General features: G+C 43.6%; 18 protein-coding genes. 10 read left to right on the top strand and 8 right to left on the bottom strand.

The annotated features are described in order from the left end of the window. Positions 1-267: 267 nt before the first annotated feature. Positions 268-1,209, top strand: coding sequence for a D-2-hydroxyacid dehydrogenase (locus AAEY79_RS06745; protein WP_101210944.1), 942 nt, complete (start codon positions 268-270; stop codon positions 1,207-1,209). Between the two features lie 60 nt (positions 1,210-1,269). Here AAEY79_RS06745 and AAEY79_RS06740 read toward each other — a convergent pair whose 3' ends face one another. Beyond that, positions 1,270-2,853 (bottom strand): NAD(P)/FAD-dependent oxidoreductase, encoded by a 1,584-nt coding sequence (locus AAEY79_RS06740; RefSeq protein WP_101210943.1) that lies wholly within the window; start codon positions 2,851-2,853, stop codon positions 1,270-1,272. A 355-nt stretch (positions 2,854-3,208) separates the two neighbouring features. Beyond that, complete coding sequence (locus tag AAEY79_RS06735; protein ID WP_201578124.1) at positions 3,209-3,922, bottom strand: RluA family pseudouridine synthase; 714 nt, start codon at positions 3,920-3,922, stop codon at positions 3,209-3,211. A gap of 479 nt (positions 3,923-4,401) precedes the next feature. Between AAEY79_RS06735 and trxA the strand changes: the two genes are divergently transcribed. The 3 genes from trxA (at position 4,402) to AAEY79_RS06720 (ending at position 7,057) form a co-directional block, all read left to right on the top strand. Continuing rightward, positions 4,402-4,728 (top strand): thioredoxin, encoded by a 327-nt coding sequence (gene trxA, locus AAEY79_RS06730; protein ID WP_057761928.1) that lies wholly within the window; start codon positions 4,402-4,404, stop codon positions 4,726-4,728. A 525-nt stretch (positions 4,729-5,253) separates the two neighbouring features. Beyond that, the gene (gene rho / locus AAEY79_RS06725) at positions 5,254-6,522 is read left to right on the top strand and encodes a transcription termination factor Rho (protein WP_055125334.1); all 1,269 of its coding nucleotides are present in this window, start codon (positions 5,254-5,256) and stop codon (positions 6,520-6,522) included. A gap of 298 nt (positions 6,523-6,820) precedes the next feature. After that, on the top strand, positions 6,821-7,057 hold the full coding sequence (locus AAEY79_RS06720) for a glycine zipper 2TM domain-containing protein (protein ID WP_025651525.1): 237 nt from the start codon (positions 6,821-6,823) through the stop codon (positions 7,055-7,057). Between the two features lie 128 nt (positions 7,058-7,185). On the opposite strand, the gene AAEY79_RS06715 is transcribed toward AAEY79_RS06720, so the two are convergent. Next, complete coding sequence (locus AAEY79_RS06715) at positions 7,186-8,070, bottom strand: neutral zinc metallopeptidase (protein WP_201566415.1); 885 nt, start codon at positions 8,068-8,070, stop codon at positions 7,186-7,188. A gap of 538 nt (positions 8,071-8,608) precedes the next feature. Here AAEY79_RS06715 and AAEY79_RS06710 point away from each other — a divergent pair. Beyond that, entirely contained in the window at positions 8,609-8,965 is a 357-nt protein-coding gene (locus AAEY79_RS06710) for a hypothetical protein (RefSeq protein ID WP_025651523.1), read from the top strand. A gap of 180 nt (positions 8,966-9,145) precedes the next feature. Here the strand turns inward: AAEY79_RS06710 and AAEY79_RS06705 are convergent, their stop codons facing one another. The 5 genes from AAEY79_RS06705 to rpmI form a co-directional block, all read right to left on the bottom strand. Then, positions 9,146-9,445: an integration host factor subunit alpha gene (locus AAEY79_RS06705; protein ID WP_010197859.1), complete on the bottom strand. Its 300-nt coding sequence runs from the start codon at positions 9,443-9,445 to the stop codon at positions 9,146-9,148. A 516-nt stretch (positions 9,446-9,961) separates the two neighbouring features. Beyond that, a complete protein-coding gene (pheT, locus tag AAEY79_RS06700; protein WP_201566416.1) occupies positions 9,962-12,376 on the bottom strand; it encodes a phenylalanine--tRNA ligase subunit beta in 2,415 nt (804 codons plus the stop codon). A gap of 104 nt (positions 12,377-12,480) precedes the next feature. After that, entirely contained in the window at positions 12,481-13,536 is a 1,056-nt protein-coding gene (pheS, locus tag AAEY79_RS06695) for a phenylalanine--tRNA ligase subunit alpha (RefSeq protein WP_037026232.1), read from the bottom strand. Between the two features lie 357 nt (positions 13,537-13,893). Continuing rightward, positions 13,894-14,250 carry a 50S ribosomal protein L20 gene (rplT, locus tag AAEY79_RS06690; protein WP_025651520.1) on the bottom strand — a complete coding sequence of 119 codons (357 nt, stop codon included), beginning with the start codon at positions 14,248-14,250 and terminating at the stop codon, positions 13,894-13,896. 124 nt (positions 14,251-14,374) lie between these two features. Continuing rightward, positions 14,375-14,572: a 50S ribosomal protein L35 gene (rpmI, locus tag AAEY79_RS06685; RefSeq protein WP_025651519.1), complete on the bottom strand. Its 198-nt coding sequence runs from the start codon at positions 14,570-14,572 to the stop codon at positions 14,375-14,377. A gap of 638 nt (positions 14,573-15,210) precedes the next feature. On the opposite strand from rpmI, the gene AAEY79_RS06680 reads away from it, so the two are divergent. The 5 genes from AAEY79_RS06680 to tatC all read left to right on the top strand — a co-directional run bounded on the left by AAEY79_RS06680 (position 15,211) and on the right by tatC (position 18,785). Then, entirely contained in the window at positions 15,211-15,654 is a 444-nt protein-coding gene (locus tag AAEY79_RS06680) for a thioesterase family protein (protein ID WP_025651518.1), read from the top strand. A 153-nt stretch (positions 15,655-15,807) separates the two neighbouring features. After that, entirely contained in the window at positions 15,808-16,662 is an 855-nt protein-coding gene (gene hisIE / locus AAEY79_RS06675) for a bifunctional phosphoribosyl-AMP cyclohydrolase/phosphoribosyl-ATP diphosphatase HisIE (RefSeq protein WP_352287748.1), read from the top strand. A 235-nt stretch (positions 16,663-16,897) separates the two neighbouring features. Further along, on the top strand, positions 16,898-17,167 hold the full coding sequence (gene tatA, locus AAEY79_RS06670) for a Sec-independent protein translocase subunit TatA (RefSeq protein ID WP_025651516.1): 270 nt from the start codon (positions 16,898-16,900) through the stop codon (positions 17,165-17,167). 62 nt (positions 17,168-17,229) lie between these two features. Further along, positions 17,230-17,928 (top strand): Sec-independent protein translocase protein TatB, encoded by a 699-nt coding sequence (gene tatB / locus AAEY79_RS06665; protein WP_201582819.1) that lies wholly within the window; start codon positions 17,230-17,232, stop codon positions 17,926-17,928. Beyond that, entirely contained in the window at positions 17,928-18,785 is an 858-nt protein-coding gene (gene tatC, locus AAEY79_RS06660) for a twin-arginine translocase subunit TatC (RefSeq protein WP_350588140.1), read from the top strand. The genes tatB and tatC overlap by 1 nt, the downstream gene beginning before the upstream one ends. Positions 18,786-18,870: the final 85 nt, after the last annotated feature.

Genomic DNA, 18,870 nt, shown 5'->3' with positions numbered 1-18,870 from the left:
TAAAACCTCTATTTCAATAAAATAGAGGTTTTTTGCTGGACGCTTTTTGACGGGGTTTTTTGACTAAAGACTGCAACGTGCTATAGTCAAAATATCCTAAAAGCGCTGCGGTATTGCTGATATCAATTTTTCGTAGACTCTGTCTGCGCAGGTACAGCAAGCAAGAAAAATGGATATCAGCGGTGCGTGATGTTTCGATATTACTTTTCACTGACCATACATTAAGCCGATGACCATCTATACGACAATAATAAATAAGGAATAACCATGCAAGCCGTTTTTTTAGATAAAGGTACGTTTTCTGATGGCGTCGACTTGCCAGCACCGACAGGCATCAGTGATTATGTGACTTATGATGATACGCCAAAAGACAATGACGTTATTTTGGCGCGCTGCAAAGACGCTGATATTATCATCACCAATAAAGTCCAAATCAATGCTGACGTCATTGCTAAACTACCCAAGCTTAAACTTATCCAGCTGACAGCGACAGGTATGAATAATGTCGATCAAGACGCTTGTACTAAGCACAATATTGCGCTGTATAACGTTGCCGGTTACGCGGTCAAAAGCGTGCCCGAGCATACCTTTATGCTGATGCTAACTGCCATGCGCGCCAGCATTCACTATCATCAAAAAGTGGTCGATGGTACTTGGCAAGGTAACGGTAATTTCTGCCTACTGGATATTCCACTGATAGATTTGGAAGATAAAACGCTGGGAATTATCGGCGTCGGTACTATCGGTAAGCGCGTCACCGAGATTGCCCGTGCCTTTGGTATGAGCGTATTGTGGGCAGAACATCAAGACCGTACGCCGCGTAATGAGGATTATACGGCGTTTGAAGAGGTACTGGCGCAGTCTGATGTGCTGAGCTTACATTGTCCATTAAACGAGCAAACCCAGCACCTTATTAATGCAGATACTCTGGCAAAAATGGCTAAGCAACCACTTATCGTCAACGTTGCTCGTGGCGGCGTTGTCGATAGCCAAGCGCTGACCGATGCCATTAATAGCGAGCAAATCATCGGTTATGCTAGCGACGTGTTTGAGCAAGAACCTATCACCGACGAGGATCCACTACTCAGCATTAGTGATCATCCCCGCGTCATCTTTAGCCCGCATAACGCTTGGGGCAGCAAAAGCGCGCAAGAGACCCTATGGGAAATGCTAAGTAAACAAGTTGCTGATTTTATCAATAAGCACTAAATGGCAACCAATAAAAGATCGTGAACAAAGAACTGCCGTTAAGAATGGGCGCTAACGCACTTAACGGCTAAAACGTAACCAGTCGTCTTTTATTTTACGGTACTTGAGCATGATGCGGTCGCTGACATAGTTGTTGGTCACGTGCCAAGGATAACGATCACCTTGCTTGGGCAGCTCATCTTGCGCCCGCTGCACATAGCCCGCCGATAGTGCACCCATCACCGTATCAGGCTGAACCTGCACTTTTTCGTGCTTGGTCTCAGCTTTTGGCACAGCGACCTGATAGCGATGGCTCTGCATATGCTCAAGTAGCCGTACGACATACTGACAGCCCAAGTCGATCTTTAGCGTCCACGAGGCGTTAATATAACCGAACAACACGGCCATATTCGGCACACCCTCAACTAAGACTGCTTTATACGTCATGCGTGCGCCCACATCGACAGGCTGACCATCGATATATAAGGCTGCACCGCCGAGCATTTGCAACTTCAATCCGGTTGCGGTGACAATAATGTCAGCATCGAGATGTTTGCCTGACTCAAGCATGATACCCGTTTTGGTGAAGTGGCTGATTTGATCAGTGACTACCGCGGCTCGTTTGCTATGCAAGGCATTAAATAAATCACCATCTGGCACCGCACATAGTCGCTCATCCCACGGATTGTAAGCCGGTACAAAATGATCAACCTTCACGCCACTACCCTTTAGCTCTTTTTTTACGCCATGGGTTAACAGCGCTTTTAACACTTTCGGTGCGTGGGTAGCAAATTGATAAACACCTTGCTGTCTTAAGACGTTACGCGTCCGCAGCAGCGTATAAGCTTGCTGTTTTGATAAAGGCGAAAATTTAGCAGACAGCCAGTCAAGCGCATAATCATCACCGGGTACGCTTGCCACATAAGTCGGCGAACGTTGCAGCATCGTGACATGGCGCACGCATTGACCATCGTCTTTATTGACCATCGCAGGCAGCAAGGTCATTGCTGTAGCGCCGCTACCGATAATGACCACTTTTTTATCATCATAATCGACATTCTGCCAATGCTGCGGATGGACAATACGACCTTGGAAATCTTCTTCCTTTTCAAAATACGGTTGATAGCCTTGCTCGTAGTCGTAATAGCCCGTGGCACCGACGACGAAGTTGGCACTCAAGGTAGACATCTCGCCGCTTGCATGATTTTTAATCGTGGCTGACCACCGTTGATCGCGACTGGACCACGACAATTGCAGGACTTCATGCTGATAGCGAATATGTTCCGACACGCCAAATTCGCATGCCGTATCAGCGATATAGCGCTTAATATCCTCACCCGCTGCCAGCATGCGATGATCCAACCACGGTCTAAAGCTATAGCCAAAGGTCAAAGCGTCAGAATCTGAGCGAATACCAGGATAAGTGAATAAATCCCACGTGCCGCCTAAATCTGAGCGTTTTTCTAACACGATAAATGGCGGCGTTTTTGGGTCCATACGTGGTTGCTTCTTTGGCTTGCGTTGTTGTAAATGGCAGGCCATGCCGATGCCAGCAATCCCTGCACCAATGATGAGAACATCACAATCTACTGGCGGCGTTGCTGGTGATTTTTTGCGTTTAAAGCGCTGGCTAATGGCTTGTTTGGTTGCAGTCATATCAAGCATAATACGTTCCTTGTTTTTACATGACGGGTTTTAATTTGCATGATGACTTTTACATTATTAATTTAGGGTCTGTTGAACATTCAAATGTGGCACTGGCAGTGGCTATTTTTTAGACAATACGCAGTGAAATTTTTGATGCCTAGTCATTCTAGGTTAGACAATTTCGCCATGTATTGGCAAAAAATAGTCCTGCCCCTGCTTCTGTACTTGGGGCTGATGCTAAAATCACTCCAAACGTTGTTGTAAACCTAGCTAAGGTCTCGACATTATCATCGGTTTACGCCTAGTTTAGTGTGATTTTTGCGATCAGCAGTCCTAGCATTTGAATGCTCAATAGATCCTAATAACAGAGCTTTTAAAAAGGGCTGGGGCTTTCCCAATCCATCCACGCGCCAAGCGTAGGATGTTTGAGGCGCAATTGCTGTGCATGCAGGTTGAGCCGCGGTGCAATCGTTAGGGCCTCCCCTTCAGCATAAATGGGATCGCCAATCATGACGTGACCGACGTGTACCATATGGACACGTAACTGATGGCTACGACCGGTGACTGGCTTTAGCATCACGCGCGTGACCGTCTGACCATTGCAGTCTTCATGCGCCAGTACTTCATACAAAGTGAGCGCGTGCTTTGACCAGTCGTGGTCGACGATATGGCGCGGTTTGGTGCTTGGCTCATAGCGCACTGGCACTGAGATTTTACCCGTTGCCCCTACGCTTTCCCACGCGCCAAAAACCCGTGCTTGGTACTTCTTTTGTGGTAACCGTTCAATAAATTGCTTACTGATATTGGTTTGTGCCTCGGCATTTTTTGCAAAAATGAGCAGCCCTGAGGTATCCATATCCAATCGATGAATCAATTTAACCGCCGGATTGGCACGTTCAAGCCGCGCGAGCAAACTCACCTTTAGGGTTTTACCATCGACACTCAATAGTCCTGCTGGCTTATCGACCACCCAGATGTCATCATCTTCATAGACGGTAACGGCTTGCGCAAATTCTTGAAAAAATTCAAGCGGATAGTCCTTTTCTTGGGCGTTAAGGGTCAGGATTTTGTCGTCAGTAAAAGGCATAAAAAAAGCTACTTATATTATTGGACTTAAATTATATTATTGGATTTAAAGTTGGGGACTAGCGTGTATCAAAAAGCCAAGCTGACAATAGCATCTGAATTGAATTATCTACACTGAAGTATACAAACTGAATACTGACACTAAGTCTTTTAGCTAACGTTGAAACTGAAACTGAGCATAAAAACAATCTTAGCGCACAAAGCCAAGGTCAGGTGTGAGTGCAAAACTAAAATGACAACAGAGGATGCAAGTGACAGATAGAACATAACCTGTTTAGTTATGTTTCGATTTATTGTGCTAATAGTAATTGTTAAGCAATTTAACCAGCTGGCGTCTGCCAATCGTTGCCAAACATGTTAATATAATGGCACATTTTCACCCCTTCTAAACAATTCTTTGACCACCAACTGATTTATTATTAAACCGATATATAGGTCGATGAGTGGTGATAGAAGTAATAAAACAAGAGAGATAAAATTATGTCAGACCTTATTGTACATACTACCGATACAGACTTTGATCAAGACGTTCTACAATCAGACGTACCTGTACTAGTAGACTTCTGGGCTCCATGGTGTGGTCCTTGTAAAGCCATCGCCCCTATTTTAGAAGATCTAGCGACTGAGTACCAAGGTAAAGTTAAAATCGTCAAAGTAGACGTAGACAACAACCCACAAGCGGCTAGCCGTTTTGGTATTCGTAACATCCCAACGCTATTTGTATTCAAAGATGGCGAAAAAGTTGATTCAGTAATGGGCCTACAGCCAAAAGCTGAATTGGCTAAAGTACTAGACAAGCATTTATAAGTTGAATTTTCTCGCTTCAGACTATCTTGAGCGGGTAAAATAGAATAACTGAGAAAGCCATTATCTGACTAAGATAGTGGCTTTTTTGCTTGTTTTTTGTGCAAAAAACTCGATAATGTGACTTTTTTGGCAAAATTTATTGACAACGCTATTGTGAAGACCGTATAGTCTGCTGACAAGAGAAAACCAACTGTTTTCCTAAGTATCTTGTCGCTATTCTCCTCGTGTTTATCAACAAAAACACAATCGTCATTATAAACACCATTGCTGAACAAAATGACTAAACGCAATTACTGATATTGAGTTTTTGACGCAGACTCTTATGTAGCCTTTTTTATCCTTATTTCTTATTACCTTGCCTCCGATGATGGCAATGCGTACATAAGCAGACATATAAAACCAAAACTACATAAACTACAGCGCTGTGCACACACCCATATCATCATATTACCGTTATTTTAATCACTGTCGTGACTTGTGCTGCTAATGGCATCTCTCATCTGATCAATTGCTAATGACCTATCTATGAATCTTACTGAATTAAAGAAAAAATCAATCGCTGAGCTATTGGCTATCGCCAAAGAAATGGGTCTTGATAATATGGCTCGTAGCCGTAAACAAGACATTATCTTTGCTATCCTAAAAACCCATGCTCGTAACGGTGAAGCCATCTACGGTGATGGTGTGCTTGAGGTTCTCCCTGATGGTTTTGGCTTTTTGCGCTCCTCCGAAGGCTCTTATTTGGCAGGCCCTGATGATATCTATGTCAGCCCAAGTCAAATCCGTCGCTTTAGCCTAAAAACGGGTGACAGTATCGCTGGCACCATTCGCCCGCCCAAAGATTCTGAACGTTATTTTGCGCTATTAAAAGTTGGCGAAATCAACTTTGATACGCCAGATCGCTCACGTCATAAGCTTATCTTTGAGAACCTGACACCCCTATTCCCAACTGAGCATTTAAAACTTGAGCTTGGTAACGGAACCACTGAAGATTTGACTGGTCGTATCATCGACTTGATCGCACCGATTGGTAAAGGTCAGCGTTCTATCATCGTCGCACCGCCAAAAGCGGGTAAAACGATGTTGCTACAGACCATCGCGCAATCAATCACTCGTAATAATCCTGAATGCTATTTGATCGTACTATTGATTGATGAGCGTCCAGAAGAAGTGACCGAGATGGTACGTACGGTACGCGGTGAAGTGGTCGCCTCTACCTTTGATGAGCCTCCACAGCGTCACGTACAAGTTGCTGAAATGGTCATCGAAAAGGCCAAGCGTTTGGTTGAACACAAGCAAGACGTGGTGATTTTACTTGATTCAATTACGCGTCTAGCACGTGCTTATAATACGGTTATCCCATCGTCAGGCAAAGTGTTGACGGGTGGTCTGGATGCCAATGCCCTAGAACGTCCAAAACGTTTCTTTGGTGCTGCGCGTAACGTTGAAGAAGGTGGTAGTTTGACCATTATTGCCAGTGCATTGATTGATACTGGAAGTAAGATGGATAGCGTTATTTTTGAAGAGTTTAAGGGAACGGGTAACCAAGAGATCACGCTTGAGCGTGACTTGGCTGAAAAACGTGTCTTCCCTGCGATTAATATCAAAAAATCTGGTACACGCCGCGAAGAGCGTTTGCTAGACGAAGACAAACTACGTAAGGTTTGGATTTTACGCAAATTGCTGCAGCCGATGGATGGTGTACAAGCCACTGAATTTTTATTGGATCGCTTAAAAGAAGCGAAAACCAATGACGAGTTCTTTGAGCAAATGAAACGTAAATCTCAAAACTAATCGTCTTATCGTTGCTATTATACAAAAAGACCGCTTGCTTATAAGCGGTCTTTTTTCTGACTCACATAAGTAATAGAGATGAAAACAGTTAGCGTATTATCGAATCAAATACAATAAACCTCATCAAAAGCACTACCATCGATACAGTGAAGCAACATATTTTACACTCTATTTGCAAAGGTTAGCGTTTTTACCACGACTAGAAAGGTATTAAACGACTACTATGAAAAGTAGTAAAACGTATTCAAAAATATCGTGTATATTGTATTTTTAATTTAACAACTTAACAGGTGACATTATGAAATTTGCTAAAACATTTGCAATGACAGCTATTACTAGCTCAGCACTAATCATGACTGGTTGTAACTCAGGTCCATACGGCAATGCAAGCAACACTGTAAAAGGTGCGACTGCTGGCGCTGCTGCTGGTGCCCTTATCAGAAGCAAAGGCGATAGCAAAGATATCGCACGTGGCGCACTAGCTGGTGCAGCACTTGGTGGTGCTGGTGGTTACATCTATGACCAAACCAAATAATTGGTTATAAATATCGAAGCTATTAAGCGATAGCGGTAAGAATAAAAAGCCTGCAAATCATTGCAGGCTTTTTTGTGTCTAATAGATCATTGATGACTTTAAGAATATTCTTACAACGCGCTACTATCTCACAATGCGCCACTAAAGGTATCACAAGTCTGCACACTGCCACTCTCTAGACCACGAGTGAACCATTGAACGCGCTGTTGACTGGTACCATGAGTAAAGTTATCAGGAACTACCGCTCCACCGCTAGCACGTGCCAGACGATCATCACCGATTTGGCTGGCAGCATTGATGGCTTCATCTATATCGCCTGCTTCTAAGAACTGGACACGCGCTTGGTTACGCTGCGCCCATACCCCTGCGAAGCAATCAGCTTGTAGTTCTTGTAACACGGAGAGCTTATTGGCTTCTGCACGCGTGACTTGACGACTGGCTTCACTGACCTGCTGAGTAATACCCAATAGTGTCTGTACATGGTGGCCGACTTCATGTGAAATCACATAGGCTTGGGCAAAGTCACCTGCCTTACCTTCATTATCTTGACCACCAGAGTCTTGCTGATCACCTGCGATGCCTAGATTTTGACGCATCTCTACGAAAAAAGACGTATCTAAATAAACCGTCTGGTCACCTGGACAATAAAAAGGTCCTGTCGCTGCCGTGGCACTGCCACAGGCTGAACTGACTTGTCCATTAAAAAGAATTAACGACGGTTCCTGATAAGTACTACCGCCCTCATTAAATATTTGATGCCACACTTCTTCTGTATCAGCGAGCACGACTTTCACAAACTGTGTATCACGGTCATCACTGGTTGCCGGCTCAGTCGAGGTATTACTACCACCGGCCACTACTTGACCGGTCTGTAAGGCTGTCATGGGGTTGACCCCAAACACTAACCACAAAATACCCGCGATAATAATACCGCCAATACCACCACCGACCATCTTGCCACCGCCGCTACTCGTACGTACGTTGGAGCTGCCTCGTCTGCCTTGCCATTTCATAATCTTACTCCAGAAACATACGATACATCCTGCTATTCGTATGGATAGTTATTCATGTTATATAATTTTTGAATCGCTTTTGCTACAACCATGCTTGTTAGTTATCTAAAGCTTGGTCCTATTTGTATCATTTCTTTTTGCAATACTTACCTATCCTTAACAATATTTACCTAGCCTTAATAAGACATTAATTTTATGCCTGTACTATTTAAGGTAATCCGTCTAAGCGTATATATTTAAAAGAAAATATTAAACAATAATGGACGTTTATTGGATCTAAAAATAGCTTGGTTTTGGTTAATTATACGTAGATTCATTGAAGTTGTTGTATTAAAAATTATATTAGATGAGCTATGTAAAATACTTTTTACAATTTTATTGTTACTCAATTGTACAAGGTCTTTTCATTTGAAAAGAAAACATATAGAATGCGTGGAAGCTGAGTAGCTGTGACTAAGACTAGTTGAATTCTGAGACATCTCGGACATTCAACCTTTGTCGCTGCTACTGCTCATTTCATTTTTCCGGAGAAAACCATATGAAACTTAAATTACTTGCTCTAGCTGGTATCATGACTGCAACTATGGGCCTTACTGCCTGTGATAGCAACAAAGAAAACGCTGCTGAAGATTTATCTGACGCGCAAGAAGAAGTGCAAGATGCTTCTGAAGAGCTAAACGAAGCTGCTGCTGAAGGCGAAGTTACTGCTGATGCTGAAGCTGCTGTTGCCGGCGCTGAAGCTGACATCGCTGATGCACAAGCTGCAACTGCTACTGACGAAATGGACGCTGAAGTTCCTGTAGACGGTACTACTACTAGCGTAGACGTAGCTAGCGAAACTGATACTGCTGTTGCAGCATCTGACGAAGTTGTTGTTGAAGAGCCAGCTCAGTAATTTTATCGTCTCGACGGTAAACATACTGTAGTAAAAAAAGAGAGCCTATGCTCTCTTTTTTTATGTCTGCTATTTAGTATATTTACAACTAAAGAGCACTCATGTCAGTTTTAACAACATCACGATATTATAAGATCTCGCAATGGCAAGCGTTAGGTAGGACTCAGTAGCTGCTATTTACTACTCATCAAATAGGCGCTCATCAACCTGTTGACGAAATTTTTGCCCTGTTTTAAAGGTGACCACACGACGTGCTGATACTGCCACGGGCTCCCCTGTCTTAGGGTTACGTCCTGGACGGCTGCTTTTATCTTTAAGCTCGAAGTTGCCAAAGCCTGAAAGCTTGACCTCGTTGCCATCAATCAAACTCTCTGACAATTCATCAAAAAAATTCTCTACCAAACAGCGGCCTTCTTGGCGTGTCAGGTTCAGATGACTCATCAAATGCTCAATCATGTCAGATTTGGTTAAGGTGCTCACAGTACGACTCCTATGCTATGTCGTGATGTCGAATATCATGGATTAGCGGTATCAGGTTAATCTTAGGGTCTGTTGAATATTCAAATATGACACTGGCAGCAGCTATTTTTTAGACAATACGCAGTGAAATTTTGGATGCCTAGTTATTCTAGGTTAGACAATTTCGCCAGATATTGGCAAAAAATAATCCTGCCCTAAAAGGCTGATGCTAAAATCACCCCAAACGTTGTTGTAAACCTAGCTAAGGTCTCGACATTATCGTCGGTTTACGCCTAGTTTGATGCGACTTTAGCGATCAGCAGTCCTAATATTTGAGTGTTCAACAGACCCTAGTCATTATAAAGGTTTTTTACCGTCTTTTTAATAAAGTCTGCATTAAAATCCTTTATTAATAACCACTTAACTTTTTTTACAAATAAAATCTATCGATAAGATAAAAAACGCTATAAATAGCAATGCCCTATAGCCTCACAATTATAAAGGCTACAGAGCATGCTCTACTATTAATGCTAAATGCTAGCTGTCACGCAACTTCGCAGCATGTTGCTCAGTTAAAGCTCGTACCACTTTGTCAGTCGCGGTTTTGACTGCTTCATCAGACAAGGTCTGTAACCTATCCTGCCATACCAAAGCAAAAGCCAATGAACGCTGCCCAGTTGGTACATTGTCGCCTTGATAGACGTCAAACAACCATAGGTCAGTCAATAGCTCACCTGCTGCCGTGCGTATCGTCGACTCTAAGGTCTGCAAGCTAATATCGCTATCTACTAAAATGGCAATATCACGACGTACTTGTGGGAATTTACTTGGCGTGGTAATCGCATCTTGTTCACGAGCAAGTGTTAGTAGCGGCGCAAGTGATAATTGAGCCACCCACGTAGCTGGCAAATCTAACTGCTTAGCGGTGTTAGGATGCAATTGACCCAACCAGCCGACATACTCATTATCGATATAGAGTTTTGCGCTTTGACCCGGATGCAAGAAAGCAAGCGCACTACGCTCATAGCGGATGCGGGCGCTATCGATTTGCGCTGGTAGCAATTGTTCGATGTCGTGTTTGAGGTCATAAAAGTCTAACGCACGGTTTTGATACGCTTGCTCGTCCCAAATGTCACCCACTGCGACCAATGCAATACTTGGCGTTTGTACCAATTCGCCAATACTTTGACCGACAAAGCTAAGACCCGTTTCAAAGAAACGCACGCGCGGCTGTTGACGATTGAGGTTATATTGCACGCAAGGCAATAAGCTTGACAGCAAAGTACGGCGCATGACGGCTAAGTCGCTAGAGATAGGATTGGCCAGTGCCAACACTTCTCCTAGCGCCTTATCATCAAGCAGAACTTCTATTTTAGCATCACTAAAGCTAAAGCTGATCGCTTCCATATAGCCATTATCGACCAAGGCCAGCTTCATCTCATGCGTCAAGTCTGCCGTATCGTCATAATCCATGCTGACTTGCAAATGCGGCAAGACGCTTGGAATATTATCATAGCCATAAATACGCGCAATCTCTTCGATTAAATCTTCGCGGATACTCATATCAAAGCGATACGATGGCGGCGTGCAAATCAGCCTATCTGCTTGCTGATCTACCTCAAAGCCTAATTGAGTCAAAATACGCACCATCACGGCTGGCTCAATCTCAATACCGATGACCTCACGGACTTTAGTGATTGGCAAAGTAATCGGCGTACGTGCTGGCAAGTGCTCGCTATTTTCTGCTTTTACTATTTGCCCGGCTTGACCACCAGTGACACTGGTGATCAAATCAACAGCGCGTGCCAAAGCAAGCTCTGGCAATTCAAAATCGACACCACGCTCAAAGCGTTGTGAGGCATCGGTATGCAGACCAAAACGGCGGGCACGAGCGGCAATAGCAAGCTGACTAAAGAAAGCGCTTTCTACAATAATATTGGTGGTACTGTCAGTGACACTACTACGTTGACCGCCCATGATACCAGCAAGTGCCAATGCACCTTTATCATCGGCAATGACCAATTCATCGCCGGTTAAGATAATGGTTTGCTCATTTAATAAAGTGAGGGTCTCGCTAGGCTGTGCCAAACGTACCACGATATCGCCTTCAATGGTATCAGCATCAAACGCGTGTAGCGGTTGACCGAGCTCCATCAGCACATAGTTAGTCACGTCAACCAAGAAGTTATGCGAGCGTAGTCCAGACTGAACCAACGCATCTTGCACCCACTTTGGAGTGTCGATACTACGATCAATATTGCTGATTGATTGTAGTAAATAGCGCGGGCACGCTTCAACCGCGCTTACCGTTACTGCGGGCGTAGTATTTTTAGCACCGTTAGCGTCAGTTGGCACGTTGGCAGGAATTGCAGGCTGCTGCATTGGCAAATCATTAATCACTGATATCTCGCGCGCAATACCACGTACACTAAAGCAATCACCACGGTTTGGGGTGATAGATATATCCAAGATTTGATTGTCTAAACCTAGATACTCACGGATATCCATGCCAATCGGTGCATCACTTGGCAATTCAAGCAGACCATCGATGCTATCGACTAAATCAATTTCAGAGGCACCGCAGAGCATACCGTTAGAATCGACACCGCGTAGGTTGCCATTTTTAATTTTAAAGCCTTTCTTATCATCGCTTGGGAGCACTGCCCCAACGGTCGCAACAGGTGCTTTCATACCGACGTAGACATTGGGCGCGCCGCAAACGATTTGTAACAGCTCAGCGGCACCAATATTCACCTGCGTAACGCGCAGTTTATCAGCATCTGGATGTTGCTCGACGCTGATGACTTCACCGACGACCACACCACTAAAGGCACGGGCAACCGCAAAGCGATCGTCAATCTCAAGCCCTGCCATGGTAAGTTGTTCAGCCAATTGCTCACTGCTATTGTTTGGATTTACCCACTGACGTAGCCACTGTTCGCTAATTTTCATAAATATCTCGGATCAGAATTTTATAATAAAGATTTTGGATTAAAGGTTGGCGAATCAACTTGTTGTATTAACAAGGAGCACTTTTTATATGAACAAGGAGCGCTCTAGCCAAACTGTTTTAAGAAGCGTACGTCGTTTTGGAAAAACAGGCGCAAATCGTCAATGCCGTAGTACAGCATCGCAAAGCGCTCAATACCCATACCAAAAGCAAAGCCGGTGTATTTATCGCTATCAATACCGCAGTTGGTTAGCACTTGTGGATGTACCATACCGCAGCCCATGACCTCAAGCCATTTACCATTATCATCGAGGATATCGACTTCAGCAGAAGGCTCAGTGAATGGGAAAAATGACGGACGAAAACGAACAGTCAATTCTTTAGCAAAGAACGCTTCTAAGAACTCACTAATCAAGCCTTTTAGCTCAGCAAAAGTGCTCGATTCAGTAACCATTAAACCTTCTAACTGATGAAACATCGGCGAATGGGTTTGGTCCGAATCATTACGATAAACGCGACCTGGACAGATGATACGAATCGGAGGTTCATTCTTTTCCATGGTACGAATTTGCACGGGACTGGTATGCGTACGCAATAGATAGTGCGCATCGAAGTAGAAGGTATCGTGCATCGCCCGTGCTGGGTGATGCGAAGGGATATTAAGCGCTTCAAAGTTATAATAATCGCTTTCAACTTCAGGGCCAGTTGCGACATTAAAACCTGCTTGTATAAAGTACTGCTGCATACGCTGAGTAATCATCGTTACTGGATGCAAGTGACCTTTTTGGCCACCGCGAGCAGGCAAAGTGATATCAATGCTTTCGCTTGCAAGCTTAGCATTTAGTGCAGCCACTTCTAGCTGCTGCTGCTGCGCCGTCAATGCATCTTGAATACGGCTACGGACTTGATGTAACCAGCCGCCATAGGTTTTTTTGTCATCGCTACTGAGTTTACCCATCTGCTTTGACCAGCCAGTTAGCGGGCTCTTTTTGCCTGTCAATTGTACGCGCAAATCTTGCAGCGCACGTACATCAGTTACTTGTAGGATCAACGCTTCAGCAGCACTGGCCAGCTCAGTGAGCTGAGCTTCAGTTAGCTCGCTGAGCTCTGTAGACAAGGTCGGTAGCGCCGACAAATCGGTGGTAGCAGCAGGGGTAGTCATAAGACGCATTCTTCCTGATTTAAACGGACTATTAGTAATAGTGATTTATAATTGTAGAGATTTGACCAAATATTGCAAACCATTTACCCATTCATTGTAAATTAAAGACGTGTTACAGAAATGGCTTGAATATTTAGACAATGAAAAGTGCAACTTCCCTAAAAGCGTTTTGCATCATAACGGTAATAAAACCGACCGTAAAATAATTTAATATAAAAAAAGCCACCGACCAGCGGTAGCTTTTATTAATATCGACCTATTAATCAATATTAGTCCTATCCATTTAGATAATCCCTTATGAGTAAGTAACTATAGATAATCACTTAACAAGCGGCATGCCTAAAGGACAGTTAATATTTATGCTAGGGCTGCTTTTGCTTTTTCGACCAAGGCTGTGAAAGTTGCTGCATCATGCATAGCGATGTCAGCAAGTACGCGACGATCAACAGTGATGTTAGCCAATTTCATGCCATTGATAAAGCGGCTGTAGCTTAAACCGTTTAAGCGTGCACCAGCATTGATACGTGCAATCCAAAGACGACGGAAAGTACGTTTTTTGTTGCGACGGTCACGATAAGCATATTGACCAGCTTTGGTCACTGCTTGTACCGCTACGCGGTAAACACGTGAACGGGCACCGTAGTAGCCTTTTGCGCGCTTTAAGATTTTTTTGTGACGGCGATTTGCCTGTACACCACGTTTTACACGGGCCATAAATTACTCCAAGATATTGTTAAGCGATTGACGATGTTATGAAATGAATGTTAGTAAATAACAGACATCGTTGTCAGATTGCAAAGTCACATATTTTTAATTAAAAATAGATGACGATAGTCGACTAGAGGTATGGGCACATGCGACGAACTGCTGCTTCGTCAGATTTGTCCACCATCTTTAGACCGCGCAACTGGCGAATACGCTTAGCTGATTTCTTGGTCAAGATATGGCTTTTGAAGGCTTGCTTACGCTTAAAGCCATTCGCTGTTTTTTTGAAGCGTTTAGCTGCACCGCTTCTGGTTTTCATCTTATTTTTCATGATGATTTGCCTCTTTGTCTTTAATAGAACCTGGTCGTCAAATAGTCAATAACGAATAGTGGCTTTAAAAACAAGCACTAAACCTCTATTTGCCTCGAGGTGGGAGGCGCTATTTTAGCAGATAGTGCGCTGTTTTGCCAAGGAAAGTTTTAGCCTTACCTTAATAGGTTCTGTCTGGTTATTATTAGGGTCTATTGAACATTCAAATGTGGCACTGGTGACGGCTATTTGTGAATGTTCAATAGACCCTAGTAAATCACGATTTTTTTTGCAAATAGATTGAATGTCAGCTTGAGCTGTGCTTAAGTAGACACTAAGCGGCGCTATACCTTAAAGCGACGATAAACGACGCCATTTATCGCCTATATTTGTCTTGGATTATACGCGGCTCGTTGCTTTTGGACTGCTAGGGCGTGTCCTCATTTTAGAAATGGTCATAAAAATGAGATAAATTGCCGTCAAATGAGGAAAATAGCGCAAATAATATCAGGATATTAATCAGCTATTTGACGATGTTTGGCAAAATTTAGCCATTTTTAGCCCATTTAGATACAAGCGCTTGAATTGAGGACACGCCCTAAGCTCGCTTGCCAAGCGCTCAAAAAATTGATTATGGACAATCATTCTAGGAGAAAGCGTTGTCAAACCAAGAATTAAACTTTGATGACGGAATATTTGTGTTTGAAACGGTGATGCGCGTGCGCAATACCGAAATTGATATGGGTCAACATTTAGCCCTAGAGTCATTGACCGGTTTGCTGACGGAAGCTATGCAGCGTTTTTTATACGCCAAAGGTATTAAAGAGATTAACGCTGATCATCAAGGCTTGATTATTAATGAGTTACAGCTGAATGTTTTCAGCTGTGTACGGGCGCGTGAAGAGCTTTTGTTTGAGGTGGGCGTTGAGCCACTTTATGATAATGGCGGCAATATCGTGTTCAAAGCCACACGCATGCACAATGGCGAAATAGTGGCAAAGGCCAGACAGCATTTTGTCAATTATGACTTTCGCCTTAATAAAGTAACCACGCTGGATAATACGATTAAAAAAGCCTTGTATCCGCAGTTGTTCGAGCTCTGATAAACACTGATATAACCCATCAATTTACGTAGCCCATCAATAGACGCAAGCTATTTATTTATCTTATCAGTAGATAGCCAATACTGATATTGACTTTTATTGCTGACCACTCAATTATTGACCACTTCCTAATTATAAGACGACAGACAGATTATGACTTTACCTGCTTGGCTAACTGCCATAAAGTTTAACGCTGATGGTTTGATTCCTGCGATTGCTCAAGACCATGCGTCGGGGCGCATTTTGATGATGGCGTGGATGAATGCTGAAGCGCTTCAATTAACGGCACAAACAAAAACCGCCGTGTATTTTTCACGTTCGCGTGCCAAGTTATGGCATAAAGGCGAGTCATCAGGACATACTCAGACAGTCCATGATATTCGCTTAGATTGTGATGCCGATGTGATTGTGTTGAGCGTGACTCAAGCTGGGGGTATCGCCTGCCATACGGGTCGCGAGTCTTGCTTTTATCAGCGTTTGGATTTGTCTGGGCAAACGCCGCAATGGCAAACTGTCGATAAGGTATTAAAAGACCCTGCAGATATTTATCAATCAGATAAAACCGCCAGCGCTACTGATCACAACCACGATACTGCTGCGCTTAATGCGGATAATGCTAGTAACGCCGCTGAAAATCATAATACCCAAACGGACAACACCTCTATTTTGCAACAGCTTGATAAGGCATTGGCAGAGCGCAAGCAAGCAGACGCTGACAGCTCTTATGTGGCAAGCTTATACGCAAAAGGGTTGAATAAAATCCTAGAAAAAGTGGGCGAAGAAAGCACAGAGAGTATCATCGCTGCCAAAGATTTTGCCCATTGTGATGAAAATACGGACAAAGCGCAATATGACGAAGCGCGGCACGAGCTTATCTACGAAGTGGCCGACGTTTGGTTTCATACTTTGGTTGGGCTGGCATGGTTCGATATAGAGTCGGACGCGGTGTTGAATGAGCTGGGACGACGCTTTGGACTATCAGGCATCGATGAAAAAGCGGCTCGATAACTTGTGAAATCACAAAGATAACTTGTGGAACTCTAGAATAAGCATCTTCCTTGTTTGATTATTATTGCTTTCACCTTTTTGTCACCTTTCACCTTTTTGTCACAATGGTAGGTTATAATATAGCTCTTTTTAGCTTCGCATCTTACGTCTATATTTTTTGTTTAATAGATCTATATTCTATAAAATAAAGGCATTCATATATAGATATCGCAACCAAGACATTAAGGATACCATTATGGGCAGTTTTTCCATTACGCATTGGCTGATATTATTGGTGGTAGTGGTGGTCGTATTTGGCACCTCAAAGCTTAGAAATGCAGGCAAGGATTTGGGCGGTGCTGTTAAAGGCTTTAAAGAGGCAGTCAAAGACGAAAATGCAGAGCATGCCAAAAAACAGGTGGTTCTCGATCATGATGGCAATGCACACCCAACAGATCGCGCCGCAACCAATAAAGTGAAAGATAGCGATATTGACACTGTGCCTGTTGACGATAAGCACCATTGATAATACCGAGTATAGTGCTGGGTATAATACTGCTAGCATCTAGATAGTGATAATCAACCATTATGTTTGATATTGGGTTTTCTGAATTACTGCTCTTTGGCGTTATTGCCTTAATTGTCTTGGGTCCAGAAAAACTGCCCCAAGCAGCGCGTACTGCTGGGCAATGGTATGCTAAAATTCGCCGTACGGTCTCTACGTTACAGTCTGAAATAGAGGCTGAGCTTGACTTGGCTGAAACGCGGCAACAAATGCAAAAAGAGCTGGCTAAAATCCGTGAGACTGAGGCGGAGATGCGGCGTGAGATGGCAGAAATGCGCGGCAGTATGCAAGAGTTTGAGTCTTCACAGAACCAGACTCTAAAAGCTGCGCATGACCCAGACGCTGACCATGCTAATAATGACAAAAGCAGTCACCAGCAAGATGCTAGCGGTCAAAAAAACACGCCATCTATCACGCCCAAGGTATTCGACTACGCCTACGGTCAGGACGAAACAGCAACAGATTCTGAGCAATTGCTGAAACACGCTACTGACGACGAAACCTCAAAAACTGCCTCTATTGCTAATACTCAACCAATTACTCAAGCCATCACCACCAAGCCATGGGAAAACATGTGGTTTCGTTTGGGCGCTTATGATAAGGCACGACGCTTACCTGCAGCGCCCTATTTACCAAACTATAAAGCAGATATGTTACTAAACCGGCCTTTAGACAGCGCTTTAAACAAACAGCTTTCTGTTAATAAGCAGGAGACTGATTAGTGGGTTTATTTAAACGCAAAAAGAGTCGCCAAGAAAAAGTCGCTGACGCAGACCGAGAGCAAGTAGCTGATACCGCGATTGATGAGGACTCTAATGACATATTAGCCTCACTCGCTGATATGCCAATCACTGAGCATCTGATTGAGCTACGCTCGCATTTAATCAAAATATGCGTGGCAGTGTTGGTCATATTTTTAGCGTTAGTTGGGTTTTCGCGCGAGCTCTATAATTTTTTATCCGATCCATTGGTCGCTCAGCTACCCGCCAATTCGACCATGATTGCCACGGATATCACCTCCAATTTCATGGCGCCGATACGCCTGACCGTTTTTGTCGCTGCCTTCTGTGCCATGCCCTATATTTTGTATCAGATTTGGTCATTTGTCGCACCGGGGTTGTATAAAAAAGAGAAAAAAATCGCGATTCCTGTGCTTGCGTCATCAATTTTTTTATTTTATGCGGGTGTGGCTTTTTCTTACTTTATCGTGCTCAAAGGCGTGTTGAAATTCTTTATCATGTTTGCGCCGCAGAATGTCTTGCCGATGACGGATATCGACAGTTATTTAAGCTTTGCACTTAAGCTGTTTATGGTGTTTGGCCTGACTTTTGAGATTCCAGTGGTGACCTTACTGTTGATATTGGTGGGCATTGTCTCCATTCAAAGCCTAGAAGAGAAACGTCGCTATATTATTGTGGGTTGTTTTGCCGTGTCAGCAGTCGTTACACCGCCTGATGGTGTGTCGATGTTGTTACTCGCCATTCCCATGTGGCTATTGTTTGAGTTAGGGCTGCTATTAGCAAAAATCTTAATCAAAGAAAAGCCTAATTCTGATTCGACAGCCGTAGATAACGAGTAAAAAAACACAGCCCCTATAGTAATTGTTTTCGACTGTCCTCTACCCCATTTATTAGCTTAGTAGTTATTAGCCTTACTAAGCGTCA

This window comes from Psychrobacter sp. GW64-MNA-CIBAN-0177, from assembly GCF_040309585.1.
In the GTDB taxonomy this organism is placed as follows: Bacteria; Pseudomonadota; Gammaproteobacteria; order Pseudomonadales; family Moraxellaceae; genus Psychrobacter; species Psychrobacter okhotskensis.
This window is presented reverse-complemented; position numbering and strand designations above follow the sequence as displayed.